Source organism: Micromonospora yangpuensis, from assembly GCF_900091615.1.
GTDB lineage: Bacteria > Actinomycetota > Actinomycetes > Mycobacteriales > Micromonosporaceae > Micromonospora > Micromonospora yangpuensis.
On the sequence record NZ_FMIA01000002.1, the window covers coordinates 1,755,428 to 1,775,078 of the forward strand.

The 19,651-nt window shown below is 73.1% G+C and carries 13 protein-coding genes; 9 read left to right on the plus strand and 4 right to left on the minus strand.

Going from position 1 to position 19,651, the window contains the following annotated elements; translation table 11 throughout:
- The first annotated feature begins 187 nt into the window (after nucleotides 1–187).
- From ligA to GA0070617_RS08175, 6 genes are all read left to right on the plus strand, one after another.
- Entirely contained in the window at nucleotides 188–2,323 is a 2,136-nt protein-coding gene (gene ligA / locus GA0070617_RS08150; RefSeq protein ID WP_091446086.1) for an NAD-dependent DNA ligase LigA, read from the plus strand.
- Between the two features lie 189 nt (nucleotides 2,324–2,512).
- Nucleotides 2,513–5,437, plus strand: coding sequence for a bifunctional diguanylate cyclase/phosphodiesterase (locus GA0070617_RS08155; RefSeq protein ID WP_091435409.1), 2,925 nt, complete (start codon nucleotides 2,513–2,515; stop codon nucleotides 5,435–5,437).
- Between the two features lie 156 nt (nucleotides 5,438–5,593).
- Complete coding sequence (gene gatC, locus GA0070617_RS08160) at nucleotides 5,594–5,899, plus strand: Asp-tRNA(Asn)/Glu-tRNA(Gln) amidotransferase subunit GatC (protein ID WP_091435410.1); 306 nt, start codon at nucleotides 5,594–5,596, stop codon at nucleotides 5,897–5,899.
- Entirely contained in the window at nucleotides 5,896–7,371 is a 1,476-nt protein-coding gene (gene gatA, locus GA0070617_RS08165; protein ID WP_091435411.1) for an Asp-tRNA(Asn)/Glu-tRNA(Gln) amidotransferase subunit GatA, read from the plus strand. Before gatC ends, gatA begins: the two co-directional genes overlap by 4 nt.
- Before the next feature lie 15 nt (nucleotides 7,372–7,386).
- Nucleotides 7,387–8,772 (plus strand): AAA family ATPase, encoded by a 1,386-nt coding sequence (locus GA0070617_RS08170; RefSeq protein ID WP_091435412.1) that lies wholly within the window; start codon nucleotides 7,387–7,389, stop codon nucleotides 8,770–8,772.
- On the plus strand, nucleotides 8,772–9,404 hold the full coding sequence (locus GA0070617_RS08175; RefSeq protein WP_091435413.1) for a DUF4276 family protein: 633 nt from the start codon (nucleotides 8,772–8,774) through the stop codon (nucleotides 9,402–9,404). Before GA0070617_RS08170 ends, GA0070617_RS08175 begins: the two co-directional genes overlap by 1 nt.
- Nucleotides 9,405–9,429: 25 nt before the next feature.
- Here the strand turns inward: GA0070617_RS08175 and GA0070617_RS08180 are convergent, their stop codons facing one another.
- Nucleotides 9,430–9,963 carry a hypothetical protein gene (locus GA0070617_RS08180; protein ID WP_139135619.1) on the minus strand — a complete coding sequence of 178 codons (534 nt, stop codon included), beginning with the start codon at nucleotides 9,961–9,963 and terminating at the stop codon, nucleotides 9,430–9,432.
- Nucleotides 9,964–10,096: 133 nt separating this feature from the next.
- On the opposite strand from GA0070617_RS08180, the gene gatB reads away from it, so the two are divergent.
- Nucleotides 10,097–11,593, plus strand: coding sequence for an Asp-tRNA(Asn)/Glu-tRNA(Gln) amidotransferase subunit GatB (gene gatB / locus GA0070617_RS08185; RefSeq protein WP_091435415.1), 1,497 nt, complete (start codon nucleotides 10,097–10,099; stop codon nucleotides 11,591–11,593).
- Between the two features lie 77 nt (nucleotides 11,594–11,670).
- Here the strand turns inward: gatB and GA0070617_RS08190 are convergent, their stop codons facing one another.
- A complete protein-coding gene (locus tag GA0070617_RS08190) occupies nucleotides 11,671–13,317 on the minus strand; it encodes a metallophosphoesterase (RefSeq protein WP_091435416.1) in 1,647 nt (548 codons plus the stop codon).
- 55 nt (nucleotides 13,318–13,372) lie between these two features.
- Nucleotides 13,373–14,572 (minus strand): PQQ-dependent sugar dehydrogenase, encoded by a 1,200-nt coding sequence (locus GA0070617_RS08195; RefSeq protein WP_091446088.1) that lies wholly within the window; start codon nucleotides 14,570–14,572, stop codon nucleotides 13,373–13,375.
- A gap of 352 nt (nucleotides 14,573–14,924) precedes the next feature.
- On the opposite strand from GA0070617_RS08195, the gene GA0070617_RS08200 reads away from it, so the two are divergent.
- Nucleotides 14,925–15,848: a 2-hydroxyacid dehydrogenase gene (locus tag GA0070617_RS08200; protein WP_091435417.1), complete on the plus strand. Its 924-nt coding sequence runs from the start codon at nucleotides 14,925–14,927 to the stop codon at nucleotides 15,846–15,848.
- 240 nt (nucleotides 15,849–16,088) lie between these two features.
- Here GA0070617_RS08200 and GA0070617_RS08205 read toward each other — a convergent pair whose 3' ends face one another.
- Nucleotides 16,089–16,421: a PH domain-containing protein gene (locus GA0070617_RS08205; protein ID WP_373868303.1), complete on the minus strand. Its 333-nt coding sequence runs from the start codon at nucleotides 16,419–16,421 to the stop codon at nucleotides 16,089–16,091.
- A 369-nt stretch (nucleotides 16,422–16,790) separates the two neighbouring features.
- On the opposite strand from GA0070617_RS08205, the gene GA0070617_RS08210 reads away from it, so the two are divergent.
- Nucleotides 16,791–19,637, plus strand: coding sequence for a putative bifunctional diguanylate cyclase/phosphodiesterase (locus GA0070617_RS08210; RefSeq protein ID WP_268239616.1), 2,847 nt, complete (start codon nucleotides 16,791–16,793; stop codon nucleotides 19,635–19,637).
- Nucleotides 19,638–19,651 lie beyond the last annotated feature (14 nt).

The following is a 19,651-nucleotide window of genomic DNA, read 5'->3' on the forward strand; positions in this document are numbered from 1 at the left end:
GCCCGACGGTGGTCGGGACGGCCGTCGGTGCAGGTGACGGATATTGTCCCACCGTCCCGATACGGTGCGGGGGTAGCGGAGCACGGGAGGTCCCGTGGTGTCGAGGGGGTCGGCGGTGGCGGACGACGAAGCGGTGGCGGACGACGAAACGGTGTGGGACGACGGAACGGTGTCGGAGGGGAGCGGGGTGTCCGAGGAGGCCGGTGCCGCACAGGTGAGCGCGGAACAGGAGGCGGCGGCCGGCGCCGAGCCGCCCCCGCAGGCCCGGGAGCGGCACGCCACGTTGAGCCAGGACCTGACCGAGCACCAGTACCGCTACTACGTGCTCGACGCGCCGACCATCACCGACGCCGAGTTCGACCGTCAGTTGCGCGAGCTGGAGGCGCTGGAGGGGCAGTATCCGGCGCTGCGTACCCCGGACTCACCTACCCAGCGGGTCGGCGGCACCTTCTCCACCGACTTCACCCCGGTCACCCACGCCGAGCGGATGATGTCGCTGGACAACGCCTTCGCCGACGAGGAGTTGGCCGCGTGGGCCGAGCGGGTCGAGCGGGATGCCGGCGGGGCGGTGCCCTACCTCTGCGAGCCGAAGGTCGACGGCCTGGCGATCAACCTCACCTACCGGCGGGGTCGGCTGGTCCGGGCGGCGACCCGGGGCGACGGGCGCACCGGCGAGGACGTCACCGCCAACGTGCGCAGCATCCGGGACGTGCCGGGCCGGCTCACCCCCTCCGACGAGTACGGCCCACCGCCGGAGCTGATCGAGGTGCGCGGCGAGATCTACTTCCCGGTCGAGGCCTTCGCCGGCCTCAACGCGTCCCTGGTCGAGCAGGGCAAGGCGCCGTTCGCCAATCCGCGCAACGCCGCCGCCGGCAGCCTGCGGCAGAAGGACCCCCGGATCACCGCCTCGCGGCCGTTGCGGCTGGTCGTGCACGGCATCGGCGCCCGCGAGGGGTTCCGGCCCACTGCGCAGTCCGAGTCGTACGCGGCCCTGCGGGCCTGGGGGCTGCCGACCAGCGACCGGTGGCGGGTGGTGCCTGACCTGGCCGGGGTGGCGGAGTACATCGCCTACTACGCCGCGCACCGGCACGACGTCGAGCACGAGATCGACGGGGTGGTGGTCAAGGTCGATCCGGTCTCCATCCAGGGTCGGCTCGGCTCGACCAGCCGGGCGCCGCGCTGGGCGATCGCCTTCAAGTATCCGCCGGAGGAGGTCAACACCACGCTGCTCGACATCGACGTCGAGGTGGGGCGCACCGGGCGGGTCACCCCACGGGCCGTGCTCGCGCCGGTCAAGGTGGCCGGCTCGACCGTCGCGTACGCCACCCTGCACAACGCCCGGGAGGTCGAGCGCAAGGGGGTGCTGATCGGCGACACCGTGGTGCTGCGCAAGGCCGGCGACGTCATCCCCGAGGTGCTCGGTCCGGTGGTCGACCTACGCCCGGCAGACGCCCGGCCGTTCGTCATGCCGACCCACTGCCCGGCCTGCGGCACCCCGCTGGCCCCGGCGAAGTCCGGCGACGTCGACATCCGCTGCCCGAACAGCCGGTCCTGCCCGGCGCAGCTGCGGGAGCGGGTCTTCCACCTGGCCGGCCGGGGTGGCTTCGACATCGAGGTGCTCGGCTACAAGGGAGCGGCGGCGCTGCTCGACGCGCGGATCATCACCGACGAGGGTGACCTGTTCGGCCTGGACGCCGAGCAGTTGGCCCGGTCGGAGTTCTTCGTCAACAAGGACGGCACCCTCGGCACCAACGCGGCCAAGTTGCTGGACAACCTGGCCGAGGCGCGCCAGCGCCCGCTGTGGCGGGTGCTGGTGGCGCTCTCCATCCGGCACGTCGGTCCGACCGCCGCGCAGGCGTTGGCCCGGCACTTCCGGTCGGTCGAGGCGATCGCGGCGGCGAGCGAGGAGGAGCTCTCCTCGGTCGACGGGGTGGGCCCGACGATCGCGGTCAGCATCCGGGAGTGGTTCGCCGTGGACTGGCACCGCGAGGTGGTCCGCAAGTGGGCCGAGGCCGGGGTACGGATGGCGGAGGAGACCGTCGACGAGGGGCCGCGACCACTGGAGGGGCTGACCGTGGTGGTGACCGGCACGCTCACCGGCTTCTCCCGTGACCAGGCTGCCGAGGCCATCCAGACCCGGGGCGGCAAGATGAGCGGCTCGGTGTCCAAGAAGACCGGTTTCGTGGTGGTGGGGGACAACCCGGGGTCGAAGGCCGACAAGGCGGCCAGCCTCAAGGTGCCGGTTCTCGACGAGGCGGGTTTCCAGGTGCTGCTCGACGCTGGTCCGGAGGCGGCCCGCGAGGTGGCCCGGATCGAGGAGTGAGTGCGGCAAACGTGAATCTTTGCGCAGCTGGTGACATATCCGCCGAGGTAGGCGCAGGGCGAAGAATACCAACTTAATTACGACTACGACCGATTCGTGGCTGTCCTACCGGCAAATGCCGCACCGGGGGCGTTTCATGGGAGCGGCGGGTGCACGGCCCGCCGGGTGAACCCGCTCCCGGGAGGTGCGATGGAGGCCGTCGATCCGCGAAACTCCGTGCCTCCGGGCCGGGTGACGCCGTTCTTCGGCTTCGTGGCCGCGACCGTTGGGGCGGCTCTGCTGGTCAGCGTGGCTCCGCTGGTCACTCTCGTGGACCGGTGGGCGGTGCCGCCGGCGGCGTGTTGGGTGATGGCCGGCCTGGCGGTGCTCTGCGACGCCCGTCTCTTCGTACCGCAGGGGCGCCGGCAGACCGCGGCGGTCTTCCCGTCCACCTGCTTCACCTTCGCGATCCTGCTCGGTTGGGGGTTGGGGCCGGCGGTGGTGGTGCAGGTGGCGGCGGTGGTGGTCTCCGGCTGGCGGATGCGGCACGCGGCCTGGCGGACCGCCTTCAACGCCGCGCAGTACGTCTGCGCCCTCGCCGTCGCCTACGGCGTGCTCCGGCTCGCCGCCGGTCTGGGTGTGCTCCGATCCGGGGCGGACGGGCCGGTCGACGCCCGGTTGGGCTGGGTCGACGTGCTGGTGGTGGGGGTGGCCGCCGCGGGTTGGTTCGTGGTCAACCACGTCCTGGTCGGCACGGCGGTACGGCTGCGCTTCGGCGACCGGTGGTGGCCCGGCCTGCGGCAGGGGATCGGCTTCGAGGTGTTCACCACCGGCTCGTTGCTGCTGCTCGCACCGGTCCTGACCGCTGCCGCCCGGGTCAGCGCCGCCCTGGTCCCGCTGGTGCTGGTGCCTCTCTTCGCCGTGTACCGGATGGCCCGGCTCTCCGCCGAGCAGGAACAGCTCGGCTCCCTCGACCCGCTCACCGGGCTGCCCAACCGCAAGGCCCTGCGGGCCGAGGTCGCCGAGCAGGTGCACCTGCACGCCGAACGCGCCGCCCGGGGGGTACCCGACGCGTACCTGGCCCTGCTCCTGATCGACCTGGACCGGTTTAAGAACGTCAACGACGCGCTCGGCCATGCCGTCGGTGACCGGCTCCTGGTCGAGGTGAGCGCCCGGCTGGCCGGCGCGGTCGGTGCCGGCGAGCTGGTGGCCCGGCTCGGTGGCGACGAGTTCGCCATCGTCGCACCCCGCTTGACCGGCGTCGACGAGGCCCGGGAACTGGCCGCCGCCCTGGTGGCCACGCTCGCCGAACCGGTGTCGCTTGACGGTCTGCCGTTGGACGTGGGGGGTTCCATCGGGATCGCGCTCTACCCCGACCACGGCGAGGACTTCGCCACCCTGATGCGGCACGCGGACGTCGCCATGTACGACGCCAAGCACCGCAACGACACCGTCGCCGTCTACACCGCCGAGTCCGACCACAACTCGGCCGAGCGCCTGAGCCTCCTGGCCGACCTGCGCCGGGTCCTGGAAACCACACCGGCCCCCACGGGCCCGCCGCCCGCCGGGTCGCTGCCGGCTGGCGAAACACCAGTGGTCGACCTGGGCGGGGTCACCGCCGCGCGGCCCGCCGACGACCAGCCGGCCGAGGTACGCGGTGGCGACGGCGCTGCCCTGCCCGCCGGCACCACCGCCCTGCCCGTACTCGGGCGGGGCGGGGACGAGGAGCCGACCGGGCCGGCACCCGGCGACACACCGACCACCGCTCCGGTGCCCGACCCTCGACCGGCGTCGTCGTCGGGGTCGACGGGGTCTGCGGCAGGACCGGCCCCGGGTGCCCCGGGTGGCGCGGGCTCGGACGGTGCGGGCTCGGACGGCGCGGCCTCGGACGGTGCGGGCTCGGACGGCGCGGGCTCGGACGGTGCGGGCTCGGACGGCGCGGCCTCGGACGGTGCGGGCTCGGACGGCGCGGGCTCGGACGGTGCGGCGCGGTGGTCGGGTCACCGGCTTCGTCGCTGGTGGCGTCGCGGTCGGCCGGCCCAGCCGGTGACCGGCGTCCCCGACGAGCTGATCGCCCGGATCATCACCAACGCCGACCCGACCCGCCGCCGCGCCGGTGCCGCCACCGTCCCCCGGCCAGCCACCGGCGACCTGCCCACCGCCGATCGGCGGTCGACCGCCGATCCGCAACCGGCCGCCGACAACCCCCCGACTGCCGCGAGTCCGTCGACTGCCGCGAGTCAGCCGAGGGCCGCGAGTCAGCCGAGGGCCGGGAGTCAGCCGACGGCCGCGAGCCGGGGTGGTGACGACAGCCGGGCGGGTGGCCGGCGTACCGGGGCGGCCGAGCTGGGTGACCCGGGCGAGATCACCATGTACTACCAACCGCAGATCGCCATCGCCACCGGCGAGGTGGTCGGGGTGGAGGCGTTGCTGCGGTGGCGGCATCCCCGGCGCGGGATGGTGGACCCGGAGGAGCTGATCCGGGTGGCCGAGCAGACCGCGGTGATGCGGCTGCTCACCCGCCGGGTGGTGGACGACGTGCTCGGCCAACTCGCCGCCTGGTCGGCCGCCGGGGTCCAGCTGCGGGCGGCGCTCAACGTCAGCGTCCGGGACCTGCACAGCGGTGAGATCGCCGACCAGATCGCCGACCGGTTGACCAGGTACGGCATCCGCCCCGACCGGCTCCAGGTGGAGATCACCGAGGGCGCGCTGATGGCCGACCCCCGACGGGTGTTGGCCACCATCACCCGGCTGCACCAGATCGGGGTGGCCATCAGCCTGGACGACTTCGGCACCGGGTACTCCTCGATGCAGCACCTGCGTCGGCTGCCGCTGGCCGAGGTGAAGGTGGACCGGTCGTTCGTACTCGGCATGGCCGAGGACCCCGACGACGCGGCCATCGTCCGCTCGATGATCGACCTGGCCGGCGCGCTCGGTCTGCGGGTGGTGGCCGAGGGGGTGGAGGACGAGCGGACCTGGCGGCTGCTGCACGCGGCCGGCTGCGACGTGGCCCAGGGCTGGTTCCACGCCCGGCCGATGCCCGCCGAGGAGCTGGCCGCCTGGCTGGCCCGGTACCGGCCGTTGCGGCCGAGCGCCGGCGGCGACACCGAGATCCCGCGCCGGCACGCCCGTTGAGCGGGCCCGCCGGAGTGCCGGCCGGCGCACCCGTGGAGCCGGCGCTCCGTGCCGCCGTGACCCGTACCGGGTGGGCCGGTGGGAGCCGCCGGCAGGCCGAAAGCGCCGGACAATAGACTCGCTTGACGCAGCAGGACAGCCACGAAGGGGGCACCGATGGCCGCCATCTCCCGCGAGGAGGTCGCGCACCTGGCGCGACTGTCGCGGCTCGCCGTGACGGAGGAGGAGCTGGACACCTTCGCCGGTCAGCTCGACGTGATCCTCCAGGCGGTCGCACAGGTCGGCGAGGTCGCCGCGGCGGACATCCCGCCGACCTCCCACTCGGTGCCGCTGACCAACGTGTTGCGCGACGACGTGGTGGTGCCCGGCCTGACCCCGGCCGAGGCGCTGTCGGGCGCGCCCGACGCCGAGCAGCAGCGGTTCCGGGTGCCCCGGATCCTGGACGAGGATGTGGCATCGTGAGCGACCTGACCAGAATGACCGCGACCGAGCTGGCCGGGCTGGTCGCCGACGGGCAGACCTCCGCCGTCGAGGTCACCCAGGCCCACCTGGACCGCATCGCCGCGGTCGACGACCGGGTATGCGCCTTCCTGCACGTCGACACCGAGGGCGCGTTGTCGGCCGCGCGGGCGGTCGACGAGCGCCGGGCGGCCGGTGAGCCGCTGGGGCCGCTCGCGGGCGTACCGGTGGCGGTCAAGGACGTACTCACCACCAAGGGCGTGCCGACCACCGTCGGGTCGAAGATCCTGGAGGGCTGGCGTCCGCCGTACGACGCCACGATCGTGCAGCGGCTGCGCGAGGCCGGCACGGTGATGCTCGGCAAGACCAACATGGACGAGTTCGCGATGGGCTCCTCCACCGAGTACTCCGCCTACGGCGCGACCCGCAACCCGTGGGACACCGACCGGATCCCCGGCGGTTCCGGTGGGGGCAGCGCGGCGGCGCTGGCCGCGTACGAGGCTCCGCTGGCGATCGGCTCGGACACCGGCGGCTCGATCCGCCAGCCCGGCGCGGTCACCGGCACCGTCGGCGCGAAACCCACCTACGGCGGCACCTCCCGGTACGGCCTGGTGGCCTTCTCGTCCTCGCTGGACACCCCCGGCCCGTGTGCCCGTACGGTGCTGGACGCCGCGCTGCTGCACCAGGTGATCGGCGGCCACGACCCGCGCGACTCCACGAGCATTCCGCAGCCGGTGCCGGACGTGGTGGCGGCGGCGAAGCTCGGCGCGACCGGCGACCTGACCGGGGTGAAGCTGGGCGTGGTGACCGAGTTCTCCGGTGACGGTGCCGAGCCGGGCGTGCTGGCCGCGTTCCGGGAGTCGGTGGACGCGCTGGCCAAGCTGGGCGCGGAGATCGTCGAGGTGTCCTGCCCGCACTTCAGCTACGCGCTGCCGGCGTACTACCTGATCGCGCCGAGTGAGTGTTCCTCCAACCTGGCCCGGTTCGACGGCGTCCGGTTCGGCCTGCGGGTCGGCGACGACGGCAACCGGTCGCTGGAGGAGGTCATGCAGCTCACCCGGGAGGCCGGCTTCGGCCCCGAGGTCAAGCGGCGGATCATGCTCGGCACGTACGCGCTCTCCTCGGGCTACTACGACGCCTACTACGGGCAGGCGCAGAAGGTCCGTACGCTGATCACCCGGGACTTCACCGCGGCCTTCGAGCGGGTCGACGCGCTGATCTCGCCGACCACCCCGTCGGTGGCGTTCCCGCTCGGCGCGCGCACCGCCGACCCGTACCAGATGTACCTGGCCGACCTCTACACCATCCCGACCAACCTGTACGGCGGGCCGGGCATCTCGGTGCCGTGCGGGCTCTCCGACGGGCTCCCGGTCGGCTTCCAGATCATGGCCCCGACCCTGGCCGACGACCGGATGTACCGGGTCGCCGCCGCCCTGGAGTCGGTGGTCGGCACCCTCACCCCGCCGGCGCTGTAGAGACAGGGGGGCGGGATGTTGACGCGCATCGAGATCGACGGTTTCAAGTCGTTCCGAGACTTCGAGCTGAACGTCCCGCCCTTCCTCGTCGTGATCGGCCGTAACGCCGCAGGTAAGTCGAACCTCTTCGATGCGATCCAGTTCCTGAGCCGGCTGGCGAGTGATCCGGTCCTGGAGGCCGCCCAGCACATGCGGGGTGACGTCGTGGACCTGTTCCACCGGCCGACGGAGGGACCTCCGTTCACCACGATGGCCTTCGCGGCGGAGGTGTTGCTGGACAGATCGGTGACCGATGCGTTCGGCGACACCGCCGAGGTCCACCACTCCCGACTTCGGTACGAGCTGGAGATCGAGCTTCGATCCATCTCCCCGAGCGGTTCCCAGCGGCCGTACGTGGTCCGGGAGGTGGTCCGCCGTATCCGACGGGCGGACGACAAGTGGATGGAGCACCGGAACGCCGAGCAGCGGAAACGGTTGGGAGCCTACCGTCCGGGCGCAGACCCGTTGGAGACCGAGACAGACGACCCCGGCAGGCCGGTCTTCAGTATCAGACAGCAGGGAAACCAGGGGCGTAAGCGGAGACTTCCGGCGTCGGCCGCCACCGCGACCGTGCTGTCGAGCCTGACCACCGCGACCGATTTCCCGCTGCTCTACGCGCTCAAGCGGGAGATGCAGTCGTGGCGACTGTTGCACCTGGACCCGAGCGCGCTCCGTGCCCCGGACTCCTACGACGATCCGGACAACCTCGCCGCCAACGGTGGTCACCTCGCCAACACCCTTCGTAGGCTGGCGGACGAGACCGGGACCGACGACAGACCCGACGGAGTCCTCAACGATCTCTCCGCCGATCTGGCGGCCGTCATACCCGGCGTCACCCGGGTGCGGTTGAGTGAGGACGACGCCCGTCGGCAGCGGCAGGTCATGGTGGTGACCCGGGACGAAGCGCCGTTCTCCGCACGGGTCGCCTCGGATGGCACCCTCCGTGCCATTGCCCTGCTGGCGGCGCTCTACGATCCCCGAGGAGCAGGTCTGATCTGTTTCGAGGAGCCGGAGAACGGGATCTTCCCGCAGCGACTGGCCCAGTTCGTGCGCTACCTCCGGAATCTGGTCGACCGGGCGCTCAACAGCCCGACTGACGGTGCTGCGCTCACCCAGCTGATTCTAAGTAGTCACTCCCCGGCGATTCTTCGCGCGTTGCAACCATTGGACGATCGCGAAGTCGCTGCCGTTTTCATGGACGTGGTCAGCCGGGTGCAACGAGGACATCGGCCCAGCCGAATCTCCCGTTGGCGTGCCATCGCAGGCGCCCGGCAGCTCACCTTCGATGACGCGCTCAGGAGCGCCGTGGTAAGCCCGAGTGAGATCGCCGAGTTCGAGGTGCAGGCGGAGTTGGGCACCTGATGCGGTATCTCACCTCCGCACTGGTCTCCGAGGGGCGCACCGACGACCAGTTTCTACCGAGGTTGCTGGGACGAGCGCTCACGCAACTCTGCTACACCGCTTTTGAGGACGCCGTCGAGGTCGCCGACGTGCAGGTGCTGAGGGACCGGAAGGGCCCCTCTTCGGTCCAAGACGTGGTCAATCTCGTCGACGAGAACCGGGCCGCCTTCTCGCTGATCTTCTTTCACCGGGACCAGGGGGCGGATGCCGACCGGGTGAGACGGGAGTGGGTAACACCGCTGCGGACTCTGTGGGGTGATCGGGTCGAGCAGATGGTCGCGGTGGTGCCGGTCCGTGAAACCGAGGCGTGGCTACTGGCTGACGGTGATGCCCTTCGCGACGCGCTCGGCGTGCGGGGCTGGACGGACGAGACGATGGGCCTACCCGCGAATCCCGCACACGTCGAGCGGTTGGGCGACCCGAAGCGGGTGCTGAATGACCTGATGCAGCGCGTGAGCCGGTCCAGAGAAGACCACTACGTGCAGTTGGGTGAACTCGTGGCGCTGGACCGTCTACAACAGGTTCCGGCCTATCAGCGGTGGTGGACCGACACGCGGCAGGCGCTGACGACCCTGGGCTACCGTCCCGCTTGAGGCGGTTGCTGGTCCCGTCACCACCTCAAAGCCCGGTCAGGTAGCGGTCGGCCCGGCCGACCGCGCGTCGCCAGACCAGCAGCAACCCCAGCCAGACCACGGCAGCCACCCCGCCGACGATCCGGTTGGTCAGGCCGTCGGCGAACACCGCCAGACTGAGCTGCACCAGCACGAAGGCGCTCATCAGCCACGGCCACCAGCGGTTCATCCGCCGCAGCCGGTGTGCCTCGGCCCGGGCCAGCCGGTCGATCCGCGGATCGTCGCAGCGGCCCTCGCGCAGCGCCCGCTTCACCTGCGGCAGCGACCGGCCGTTGTCCGGCAGCCGGTGCAGCAGCTTCGGCGCGAGCAGCAGGGCGACGAGCCCGCCGACCGCGGGTGGGAGTGCCGACAGCAGCGCGATCGTCAGCAACCCCTCCGTGTCGCCGGCACCGCCGACCAGCGCCGTGGTGAGCATCGAGAACACCACGGCCACCGCGACGATCAGCCCGATCACGCCGTACGGTCGGCCCCGTCCCGCCGAGGCCGGTCCCGCCTGTTGGTCATGCCCCGTTTTCGTCATGCGTCGATGCGTACCCCGTCGGTGCCGTGGTGATGCCACTGCGGCGGGGTGGCGGTGAAACCCGGCGGTGGGGTGGGGTGGCAACCCCGATAGGCTGGACCGGTTCTGTCCGGATCGCGCCTGGAGCGTCGCAATGACCACGACACTGCCCGCGTACGACGAGGTCGTCGCCCGCTTCGAGCCGGTGATCGGCCTGGAGACCCACGTCGAGCTGGGCACGAACACCAAGATGTTCTGCGGCTGCCCGACCGACTTCGGCGGCGAGCCGAACACCCGGGTCTGCCCGGTCTGCCTCGGCCTGCCCGGCAGTCTGCCGGTGGCGAACAAGGCCGCGATCGAGGCGACCATCCGGATCGGCCTGGCGTTGAACTGCTCGATCGCCCAGTGGTGCCGGTTCGCCCGGAAGAACTACTTCTACCCGGACATGCCGAAGAACTTCCAGATCAGCCAGTACGACGAGCCGCTCTGCGTCGACGGTTACCTCGACGTCGAGGTGAACGGCGAGATCGTGCGGATCGGCATCGAGCGGGTGCACCTGGAGGAGGACACCGGCAAGACCCTGCACGTCGGCGGGGCCACCGGTCGGATCCACGGTGCCACCGAGTCGCTGGTGGACTACAACCGGGCCGGCATCCCGCTTGTCGAGATCGTCACCAAGCCGGTCCCTGGCACCGGTGCGCTCGCCCCCGAGGTGGCCAAGGCGTACGTCACCGAGCTGCGTGACGTGCTGCGCTCGCTGGGCGTCTCCGACGTACGGATGGAGGAAGGCTCGCTGCGCTGCGACGTGAACACCTCCCTCAACCTGCCCGGCCAGGAGTGGGGCACCCGGACCGAGACCAAGAACGTCAACTCGCTGCGGTCGGTGGAGCGGGCGGTCCGCTCGGAGATGCTGCGTCAGGCCTCGGTGCTCGACGCGGGCGGCCGGATCACCCAGGAGACCCGGCACTTCCACGAGGACACCGGGGACACCACGCCCGGCCGCTCCAAGGAGACCGCCACCGACTACCGGTACTTCCCGGAGCCGGACCTGGTCCCGCTCGCCCCGGACGCCGCCTGGGTGGCCGAGCTGAAGGCCGCCCTGCCGGAGCTGCCCCGGCTGCACCGCCGCCGGCTCCAGGAGCAGTGGGGGCTCTCCGACTCCGACATGCAGTCGGTGCTCAACGCCGGTGCCGTCGAGCTGATCGAGGCCACCGTCGCCGCCGGGGCCACCCCGGCCGCGGCCCGCAAGTGGTGGCTGGGCGAGCTGTCCCGCCGGGCCAACGAGACCGGTACCGAGCTTGCCGACATCGGGGCCACCCCGGCGCAGGTCGCCGAGCTGCAGGGGCTGGTCGACGCGGGCAAGCTCAACGACAAGCTGGCCCGTACCGTCCTGGAGGGCGTGGTGGCCGGCGAGGGTTCGCCGACGGAGATCATGACCAACCGGGGTCTGGAGGTGGTCTCCGACACCGGCGCGCTCACCGCCGCCGTGGACGAGGCGATCGCCGCCAACCCGGCCATCGCCGACAAGATCCGCAGCGGCAAGGTCGCCGCCGCGGGCGCGCTGGTCGGCGCGGTCATGAAGACCACCCGTGGTCAGGCCGACGCCAAGACCGTCCGCGAGCTGGTGCTGGCCCGGCTGGGCGTGAGCTGACCCCGCCGAACAGCCGTACGCACGTCGGGCCTCCCTCTCGGTAGAGGGAGGCCCGTTGCGTGGCCGGTGGCCGGTGGTCAGCCGGTCGGGCTGATGACCGGCGCGCCGGGAGCCGGAGTGCCGGGGCCGGGCGTGCCGGGGCTGCCCGGGGTGGGGGTCGGGGTCACCGGGGGAGAGGGGCTCGGGTTGGCGCCCTGCACCACCCGCCGTTCCAGGTTGACCTGCGACTGGCCGGTGCCGCCGACGGTGATGTCGTCGTAGGCCTGCAACCGCTTCTCGGTGTCGAAGTAGAGCACGCTCATGGTCAGCGGGGTGGGCTTCTCGCCCTCCAGCCCACGCAGCCCGGCACCGCCGGTGGAGCCCTGCACCATCAGCTCGGTGGGCTGCTGACCGGGCTCCTGCGGCAGCGTCGACACCTGCCGGTCGTGGGTGTGCCCGGAGAGCACCAGCGGGCAGGTGCCCGACAGCGGACCGGCCGCCGACGGGTCGTGCACCAGCGCGATATTCACCGGCCGGGGCGAGTTGCGCACCGTCGTGGCCAGCGTCTCGCCGTTGCCGATCAGCTCGTTGGCGGTGGGCGCGTTGAGCCCACCGGCGGCCGGGGCGGTGCTCTTGTCCGGGGTGAACCGGGGGTCGCCGATGCCGGCGATGGTCAGCCCGGCCACCGTGGTGGTCGAGTTGTCAAGCACGACCGCGTTGGGCTGCCGGGCCACCGCCGCCGCGGTCCGGCCCGAGTCGTGGTTGCCCCGGATGTAGACGTACGGCTTCTGCAGCAGCGCGATCGAGCCGACGTAGGAGGCCTCCGGCTCGCTGCCCCAGTCGGTGATGTCGCCGGTGTCGATCACCACGTCGATGTTGAACTGCTCGACCACGGTCCGGATCAGCTGCCAGCCGGTCGGGTTGAGGTGCATGTCGGAGACGTGCAGCACCCGGGTGGTGCCGGGCTCCGGCTCGTACACCGGCAGCGCGGAGACGGTGGTGTAGAGCTGGCTGACGTTGCCGACGATCCGCCGCAGCTGCTCGGCGTACTTGGTGTAGTCGTTGGCGATCTTGCGGGCGTCGCCGACGATCGCCGGTGCGTTCACCAGCAGGCCCTCGTAGCGCGGTTCCTCGATCGACTGCGGTCGGACGGTGCCGGCCGCGGTGCCCAGGCTGGCCGCCACGACCAGCAGCGCGAGCCCGCCGGACCAGGCCGTCCGCCGGGTGTCGCGGAACACCAGCGCGGCCAGCACCAGGGTCACCAGCACCACCACCGCCACGGTACGCAGACCGAGGCGGATCACGCCGTGCCGGACGTCCTCGACGGCGGACTGGCTGGCCCGGCTGATGCTCGCCGGATCGTCGATCAGCGCCTCGGTGCGGCGCTGGTCCAACGCGCCGAGCTGCACGTTGAGGTGCGTCGGTCCGCGGTGGCTGTCCAGCAGCAGCGAGCCGAGCGGGGGGATGTCGACGGTGGTGCCGCCGTCCAGCGCCGGAGCCAGGCTCAACTCGGCCCGGAACGGCCCGATGTCGGTGCTGACGTGCCCGCCGCCCAGCACCCCGAGCACCACTCCGGTCAGGGTGACGGCCAGCACCGCCAGGCCGACGCCCAGCCGCCGTAGCCCGCTGGGCCGGCCCGGTGTGCCCCGGCCGGTCCGGCGCCGCAGCCGTGGCGCCCACCGGCGTCCACCGTCGGTCGCCCCGGTGTCCCGGGTGCTGCCCTGGTCGTTCCCCTGGTCGTCCATAACGAGATTCTGACCTGCCCAATGAAAGATCTTGGCAAACCGGAGTTTTCCGGAGTCAGCTCCGCCCGGCGCCACCGTCGGCGAAGACCAGGCGCAGGATGCGGTCGTCCTCCGGCACCGGGTCACCCCGACCGTCGTGGTTCGAGGTGGTCACCCAGATCGAGCCGTCCGGTGCCACGGCAGCCGCCCGCAGTCGACCGTACCGACCGGTGAGCAGCTCCCGGGGCTGACCCAGGACGGTACCCGTGCTGGTCAGCTCCACCAACCAGAGCCGCTCCCCGCGCAGGCAGGCGGTGGCCAGCACCCGCTCGGCGACCGCCAGGCCGGCGCAGGAGGCCTGCCCGGGGGGCCACTGGACGAGCGGATCGGTGTACCTGTCGTCCCCGGCCCGGCCCTCGACCCTCGGCCAGCCGTAGTTGCCGCCCTTGGTGATCCGGTTGAGCTCGTCCCAGGTGCCCTGGCCGAACTCCACCGCGTACATCCGGTCCTCGGGGTCCCAGCCGAAACCCTGCACGTTGCGGTGCCCCTGCGACCAGACCGGGGAGTCGGGCTCGGGATTGCCGGGGGCCGGTTTACCGTCCCGGGTGATCCGCAGGATCTTGCCGCCGAGCTTCTTCGGGTCCTGGGCCTGGGCCCGGTCACCGGCGTCGCCGGTGGTCGCGTAGAGCTGACCGTCGGGGCCGAAGCCCAGCCCGCCGCCGTTGTGGACGCCGGCCTTCGGGATGCCGGTCAGGATCGGGGTGGGCCGGCCGCCCAGCTCCAGCCGGGCGATCCGGTTGTCCCGGGCGGTGGTGTAGTAGACGAAGACCGTCCGGTCCTGGGCGAACTCGGGGGAGACGGCGATGCCGAGCAGCCCGCCCTCGCCGCCGGCGGCCACGTCGGCGATGGTCTGCACCACGGAGACGGCCAGCCCGTCCGGCCCGGAGTCCGGGCCGACCTGCAGGATCCGGCCGCTGTCCCGCTCGGTGACCAGCGCCGCGCCGTCGGGCAGGAAGCCGACCGCCCAGGGCACCCGCAGGCCCTCGGCCAGTACGGTCGCGACCACCTGCTGCTCGGCCTCGCTCCGACCGGGCGAGGCCGACGGGGTGGGGAAGGTGGGCGGCTCGCCCGCCGGATCCGGCTCAGGCTCGCCGAAGCTGCACCCGGCCAGCACCAGCGCCGCACAGGCGACCACCGCCGCCGCCCGGACCCGGCCGGTACGCCCCGGCGGTGTCGCGTCGACCCGGCCGGCCCGCCTTGCCGGTGTCGGGTCGATCGGGCCGGTCTGCCTTGCCGGTGTCGGGTCGATCGGGCCGGCCTGTTCCGGCCGCACGTCGAGCGGGCCGGCCTGCGTCGGTGTCGCGTCGGACCGGCCGGTGCGCGTCGGGTGGGGCCGGCCGGTGCGGTGGTACGGGCTACGGACGCTCACCCGGACCAGCCTAGCCGCCCCACCTCGGCAGGACCGGGGCGCAAGGGATCACCGGGACCGGAGAATAGACCTTGGAAGATTCGCGCCCCTCCAGGGGCCGGAATCTTCCAAGATCTTTGCCTGGAGACACCCGTGGTTGTCCCTGTTCGGCGGGCTCCTGCCGGGCGGGGCGGTGGGTGGGCGCACTATCGTCGCGGTGATGAAGGCCTGGATCCCGCACCCCGCCGGTCGTACCCTCCTCGGCGAGCTGCCGCCGACCGTCACCGTCGAGGTGTGCGACGACCCGCAACGACCGCCGTCGGAGCTGGCCGGCGTCCGGTTCTGGGTGCCGCCGTTCCTCAGCGGGGACGCCGCGGCGTTGCTGGACCGCCTGCCCGACCTGCGGGCCGTGCAGCTGCTCTCCGCTGGCGCCGACGCCTGGGTGGGACGGGTGCCCGACGGGGTGACCCTCTGCGACGCCCGGGGGGTGCACGACTCGGCCACCGCCGAGTGGGTGGTCACGGCGGTCCTGTCCCAGCTGCGCGGGTTCCCCACCATGGCGCGGGCCCAGGGGCGCGGCGAGTGGAGCTACGACCAGGTGGCGCCCACCGACGAGCTGGCCGGCAAGCGGGTGCTGATCGTCGGCGCCGGTTCCATCGGTACGGCGGTACGCGACCGGCTGGCCCCGTTCGAGGTCACCTTCACCCTGGTCGCCCGGACCGCCCGCCCCGACGAGGGGGTGTACGGCGTCGACGACCTGCCCGACCTGCTGCCGGCGGCGGACGTCGTGGTGCTTCTCGTGCCGCTGACGCCACAGACCCGGGGCCTGGTCGACGAGCGGTTCCTCGCCGCGCTACCCGACGGCGCGCTCCTGGTCAACGCGGCCCGGGGCCCGGTCACCCGGACTCCGGCGCTGGTCGCGGAGCTGTCCACCGGCCGGATCTCGGCGGCGCTGGACGTCACCGACCCCGAGCCGCTGCCGGCCGGTCATCCGCTCTGGGAGCTGCCGAACGTGCTGCTGACCCCGCACGTCGCCGGCTCGGTACGCGGCCTGCTGCCCCGGGCGTACCGGCTGGTCGGCGCGCAGTTGCGCCGCTTCGCCGCCGGTGAGCCGCTGATCAACCAGGTCACCCACGGCTACTGACCCTGGCCCCCGACGCCGGTCACCCCGGTCGAGGGCTGGCTCCCGGGGCGACCCTTCCCGGTCGGCGGCTGGCTCCCGGCGTGACCCTTCCCGGTCGGCGGCTGGCTCCCGGCGTGACCCTTCCCGGTCGGCGGCTGGCTCCGGCGTGGGTTGCCCCGCCGGCTACTGATCCTGGCCCCCGGTCGGCGGCTGGCCCCGGCGTAGGCCCGTCCAAGTAGGTAGGCCGGTCTGGCGGACGGGTCAGGGCTGGTCGTCGGTGACGGACTGGCCGGTGACGGCCACCAGGCGGGGCAGGTCGCTGCCGCGTACGGCGGGCAGGGCGAACTCGGTGCCGTCGGCGAGTCGGACGACGGCCCGGCCGCGTCGGTCGACCAGCAGCTCGGCGACCCGGTCCCAGGGGATCCGGCGTTGGCCGACCAACCCGCGCAGGCGGAGCTCCCGGGCGTCGGCGTGGGTGCCGGCCCGCCAGCCCCAGACCGCCACGGCCAGGGGGACCAGGAGCAGCGGCAGGAAATACCACCGGGCGGTGGCCAGTGGTAGGGCGCCGATGGTGGCGATGACCGCCGCGACCATGAGCGCCTGGTTGTGCCGGAAATGGACGGTTGCGGCGCGACTCACCCACCGATCGTCCCACCTGCCGGACGACTGACCGCAGGCGGCCCGCCCCGGAGCCTGATCGACTCGGTTGGGCTGAACTGGCTGGGTCGGATGGGCTCCGACACCGCAACATCGGCCCAACCGAGTCGATCTTGAACGGCGGCGTGCCGCTCCGTCACCGCCGCCGGTGGCTCGGCCCGAGTGGCCGTCGGGTGGCGGGCGTCCGAGGCGTTTGAGTGATGCGGATCACTTCGTTTGCCTCTTCAAGGCCGTAACCCTCCTTCGGCAGGGTCTGTTGAGAACGACACGCACCGAGCCCCGTGCCCCCTCACGAAGGCGACTGCCGTGCCCGTCCCGTACCCCTTTCGTGGTCTGCTCCGCCGTCCGACGGGTGGCCTCGCCCTGCTGACGGTGACCGCCCTGCTCGTCGCGGCGGGTGCGGTCGGCCTGGTCCCGACGTTGGCCGTGGTGGCACTCGCCGGTGCCGTCGGCGCGGTCCCGGCGGCGCTCCGGCTGTCCCGGTTGGCCTGCGCCTGCCGCCCGCCCGCTACACCCCGGACGGCTAGTACACCCCGCCCGGCCAGTACGCCCCGCCCGCCCGGTACGCCCCGCCCGCCCGGTACGCCCCGCCCGCCCGGTACGCCCCAGGCGGCCGGTAGGCCCCGGGCAGCCGGCGTCCGGTGGCTGGCCGGCGTCGCCCGGTCCGCTGGCACCTCCTGGTCGACCGGGGTGACACCGCAGGTCCGAGCCCTGCGGGTGGTGGTGTTGCTGAACGCGGCGGTGGTGACCGCGGGGCTGACCACCGCCGTGCCCGCGTTGGTCGGTCCCCCGTGGCGGGCGGCCGGTGTGGCGGTCGGTCTGCTGCTGGTCGCGGGGTGCGCTGGCACCGCACTGTTCCTGTTGCCGGGTCGGTCCCGGCTGGCTTCCCGGGACCGGCTGCGGCAACTCGTTGATCCGGCCGTACCGGCGGTGGGGTTGGCCCTGGCCACGTCGTTGCTGTTGCCGGACGCGCCGGTGCAGGTCCAGACGGGTGCGGCGATCCTCGCCGGGGTGCTCGGCGCGGTCGCGTTGACCGCGCTGACCGGCCGGCACCGGCGACCCGCGGCGGCGGTCTGTCGGGGTGCGTCGGCGCTACTCCTGCTCGGCCTGCTCCTGCTGACCGCGGCCCTCAGCGCGCCCCTGACCCAGCCGGCCACCGTGTTGACCGGCCCGGCCACCGCCCTGACCGGCCCGGCCACTGAGCTGGCCGGGCCGGCCGTCGACCGGATGGTGCTGCTGGGCGTGCCGCCGCTGGTACTCGGGATGTGGCTGGCGGTGGCCGGGGCCCGGCGGGTGGTCGGTCCGGAGCCCGGCCCGGCTGCCGGTCGGGCCTGGACGTGGCTGCGGGCGGTGGTGCCGGCGACGGTGGTCCTGCTGGTCGGTGGCCACCAGTTTCGGGCCGTCGGGGGGTTCGACGCCACCGCCCTGCTGTTCTGCCTCGCCGTGGTCCCGCCCCTGGTGGCCCGGGAACTGCTGCGCGGCGCCGACCAGCGCCGGTACGCGGCCCGCCGGAGCGCCCGGCAGGCCCGGCTGCGTGCCCTGGTGACCGGGGCCCGGGACCTGATCCTGCTCCTCGACGACGAGTTGCGGGTGGCGTGGCAGTCACCCGCCGGCCCGCGCCTGTTCGGCCTCGCCGACGAGGTCGTGGTGGGACGTCCCTTCCGCGACCTGGTGCATCCCGACGACGCGGAACGGGTGGCCGCCCGGCTCGCGGCGGTCCGGCACGACGTCGAGGCCGGCCTGCTGGTGGCCCGGTTGACCGACGGTCAGGGTGGTTGGCGGGAGACCGAGTCCACGGTCAGTGACCAGCGTGGGGTGCCCGAGCTGGACGCCGTGGTGCTGCATGTGCGCGATGTCGGCGAGTGCCGGCGGTTGGAACGGACGGTGCACCACCTGGCGGCCACCGACCAGCTCACCGGGCTGGCCAACCGCGCCGAGCTGTACCGGGCGCTGGCGACGCGCTGTGCCGGCCGACCCGGGGGATCGGGTGCGGTGCTCGTCGTCGAGCTGCACGGGCTGGGTGCGGTCAACGACGGGCCGGGTTGGGCTGCCGGGGACGAGGTGCTGATCGAGGTGGCCCGGCGGCTGCGCGCCGCCGCCGGAGCACGCGACCTGCTCGCCCGGCTCACCGGAGACGAGTTCGCCGTGCTCAGTCCGGCCGGGGCGGTGCCGGCGTACGAGCTGGCCACCAGGCTGTTGGCCGCGCTGACCGTGCCGTACGGGGTGGCCGGTGCGGTGGTGCGGATGCGGACCAGCATCGGGTTGACGGAGATCGCCGGCAGCGGCCCCGACGACGTACTGCGGCAGGCCGACCTCGCCCGGCGGCGGGCCGTGCAGCTCGGCCGGGACCGCGTCGAGTGGTACGACGCCCAGCTGGAACAGCAGTTGCTGCGGCGGTTGGATCTGGAGCGGGAACTGCCGGGCGCGGCGGCCCGGGGCGAGCTGGACCTGGTCTACCAACCGGTGCTCGCGATGGCCGACCGGCTCCCGGTCGGCGCGGAGGCGCTGCTGCGGTGGCGCAGCCCGGTGCTGGGCACCGTGCACCCCGCCGAGCTGCTGCCGGTCGCCGAGAGCCTCGGCCTGGTCGACGAGGTGGGTCGCTGGGTGCTCGGGCGGGCGTGCCGGCAGCTCGCCGACTGGTCGGCGGGGGACGCACGCCTGTTCATGGCGGTCAACGTGACGCCCCGGGAGCTGGTCGCGACGGATTTCGTCAGGCACACCGCCGCCGTCCTCGCCGAGCACGGTCTGGCCGGGGACCGGCTGGTGGTCGAGGTCGCCGAGCCCCGGTTGGCAGCCGGGGAGACCGCGCTCGCCGCCCGCCTCGGCGAACTGCGCTCGCTCGGGGTGCGTACCGCGCTTGACGGTTTCCGGACCGAGCACGCCTCGCTGAGTCAGCTCCGTCGGCTGCCGCTCGACCTGCTGAAGATCCGCCCGGATCCGCTCGGGTCGGCGCGACCGATGGTCGACGCGGTGGTGGGGCTCGCCGCCCGGCTGGGGCTGGAGCTGGTGGCCGAGCGGCTGGAGTCCCCGGCCCAGGTGGACCGGGCGTACCGGGCTGGCTGCCGGTACGGGCAGGGCTACGCGCTGGCTCGGCCGGCCACCGCCGAGCGGGTCGAGGCGTACCTGGCGGAGGTGCCGGGGGCCGCCGGCTGAATTCGCTTAACCGG

Coding starts and splice junctions, on each gene's coding strand:
- GA0070617_RS08155 (WP_091435409.1), top strand. CDS start 2,513: ATGGAGGCCGTCGATCCGCGAAACTCCGTGCCTCCGGGCCGGGTGACG.
- gatC (WP_091435410.1), top strand. CDS start 5,594: ATGGCCGCCATCTCCCGCGAGGAGGTCGCGCACCTGGCGCGACTGTCG.
- GA0070617_RS08190 (WP_091435416.1), bottom strand. CDS start 13,317: ATGGACGACCAGGGGAACGACCAGGGCAGCACCCGGGACACCGGGGCG.
- gatB (WP_091435415.1), top strand. CDS start 10,097: ATGACCACGACACTGCCCGCGTACGACGAGGTCGTCGCCCGCTTCGAG.
- GA0070617_RS08205 (WP_373868303.1), bottom strand. CDS start 16,421: ATGGTCGCGGCGGTCATCGCCACCATCGGCGCCCTACCACTGGCCACC.
- GA0070617_RS08175 (WP_091435413.1), top strand. CDS start 8,772: ATGCGGTATCTCACCTCCGCACTGGTCTCCGAGGGGCGCACCGACGAC.
- GA0070617_RS08200 (WP_091435417.1), top strand. CDS start 14,925: ATGAAGGCCTGGATCCCGCACCCCGCCGGTCGTACCCTCCTCGGCGAG.
- GA0070617_RS08170 (WP_091435412.1), top strand. CDS start 7,387: ATGTTGACGCGCATCGAGATCGACGGTTTCAAGTCGTTCCGAGACTTC.
- GA0070617_RS08180 (WP_139135619.1), bottom strand. CDS start 9,963: ATGACGAAAACGGGGCATGACCAACAGGCGGGACCGGCCTCGGCGGGA.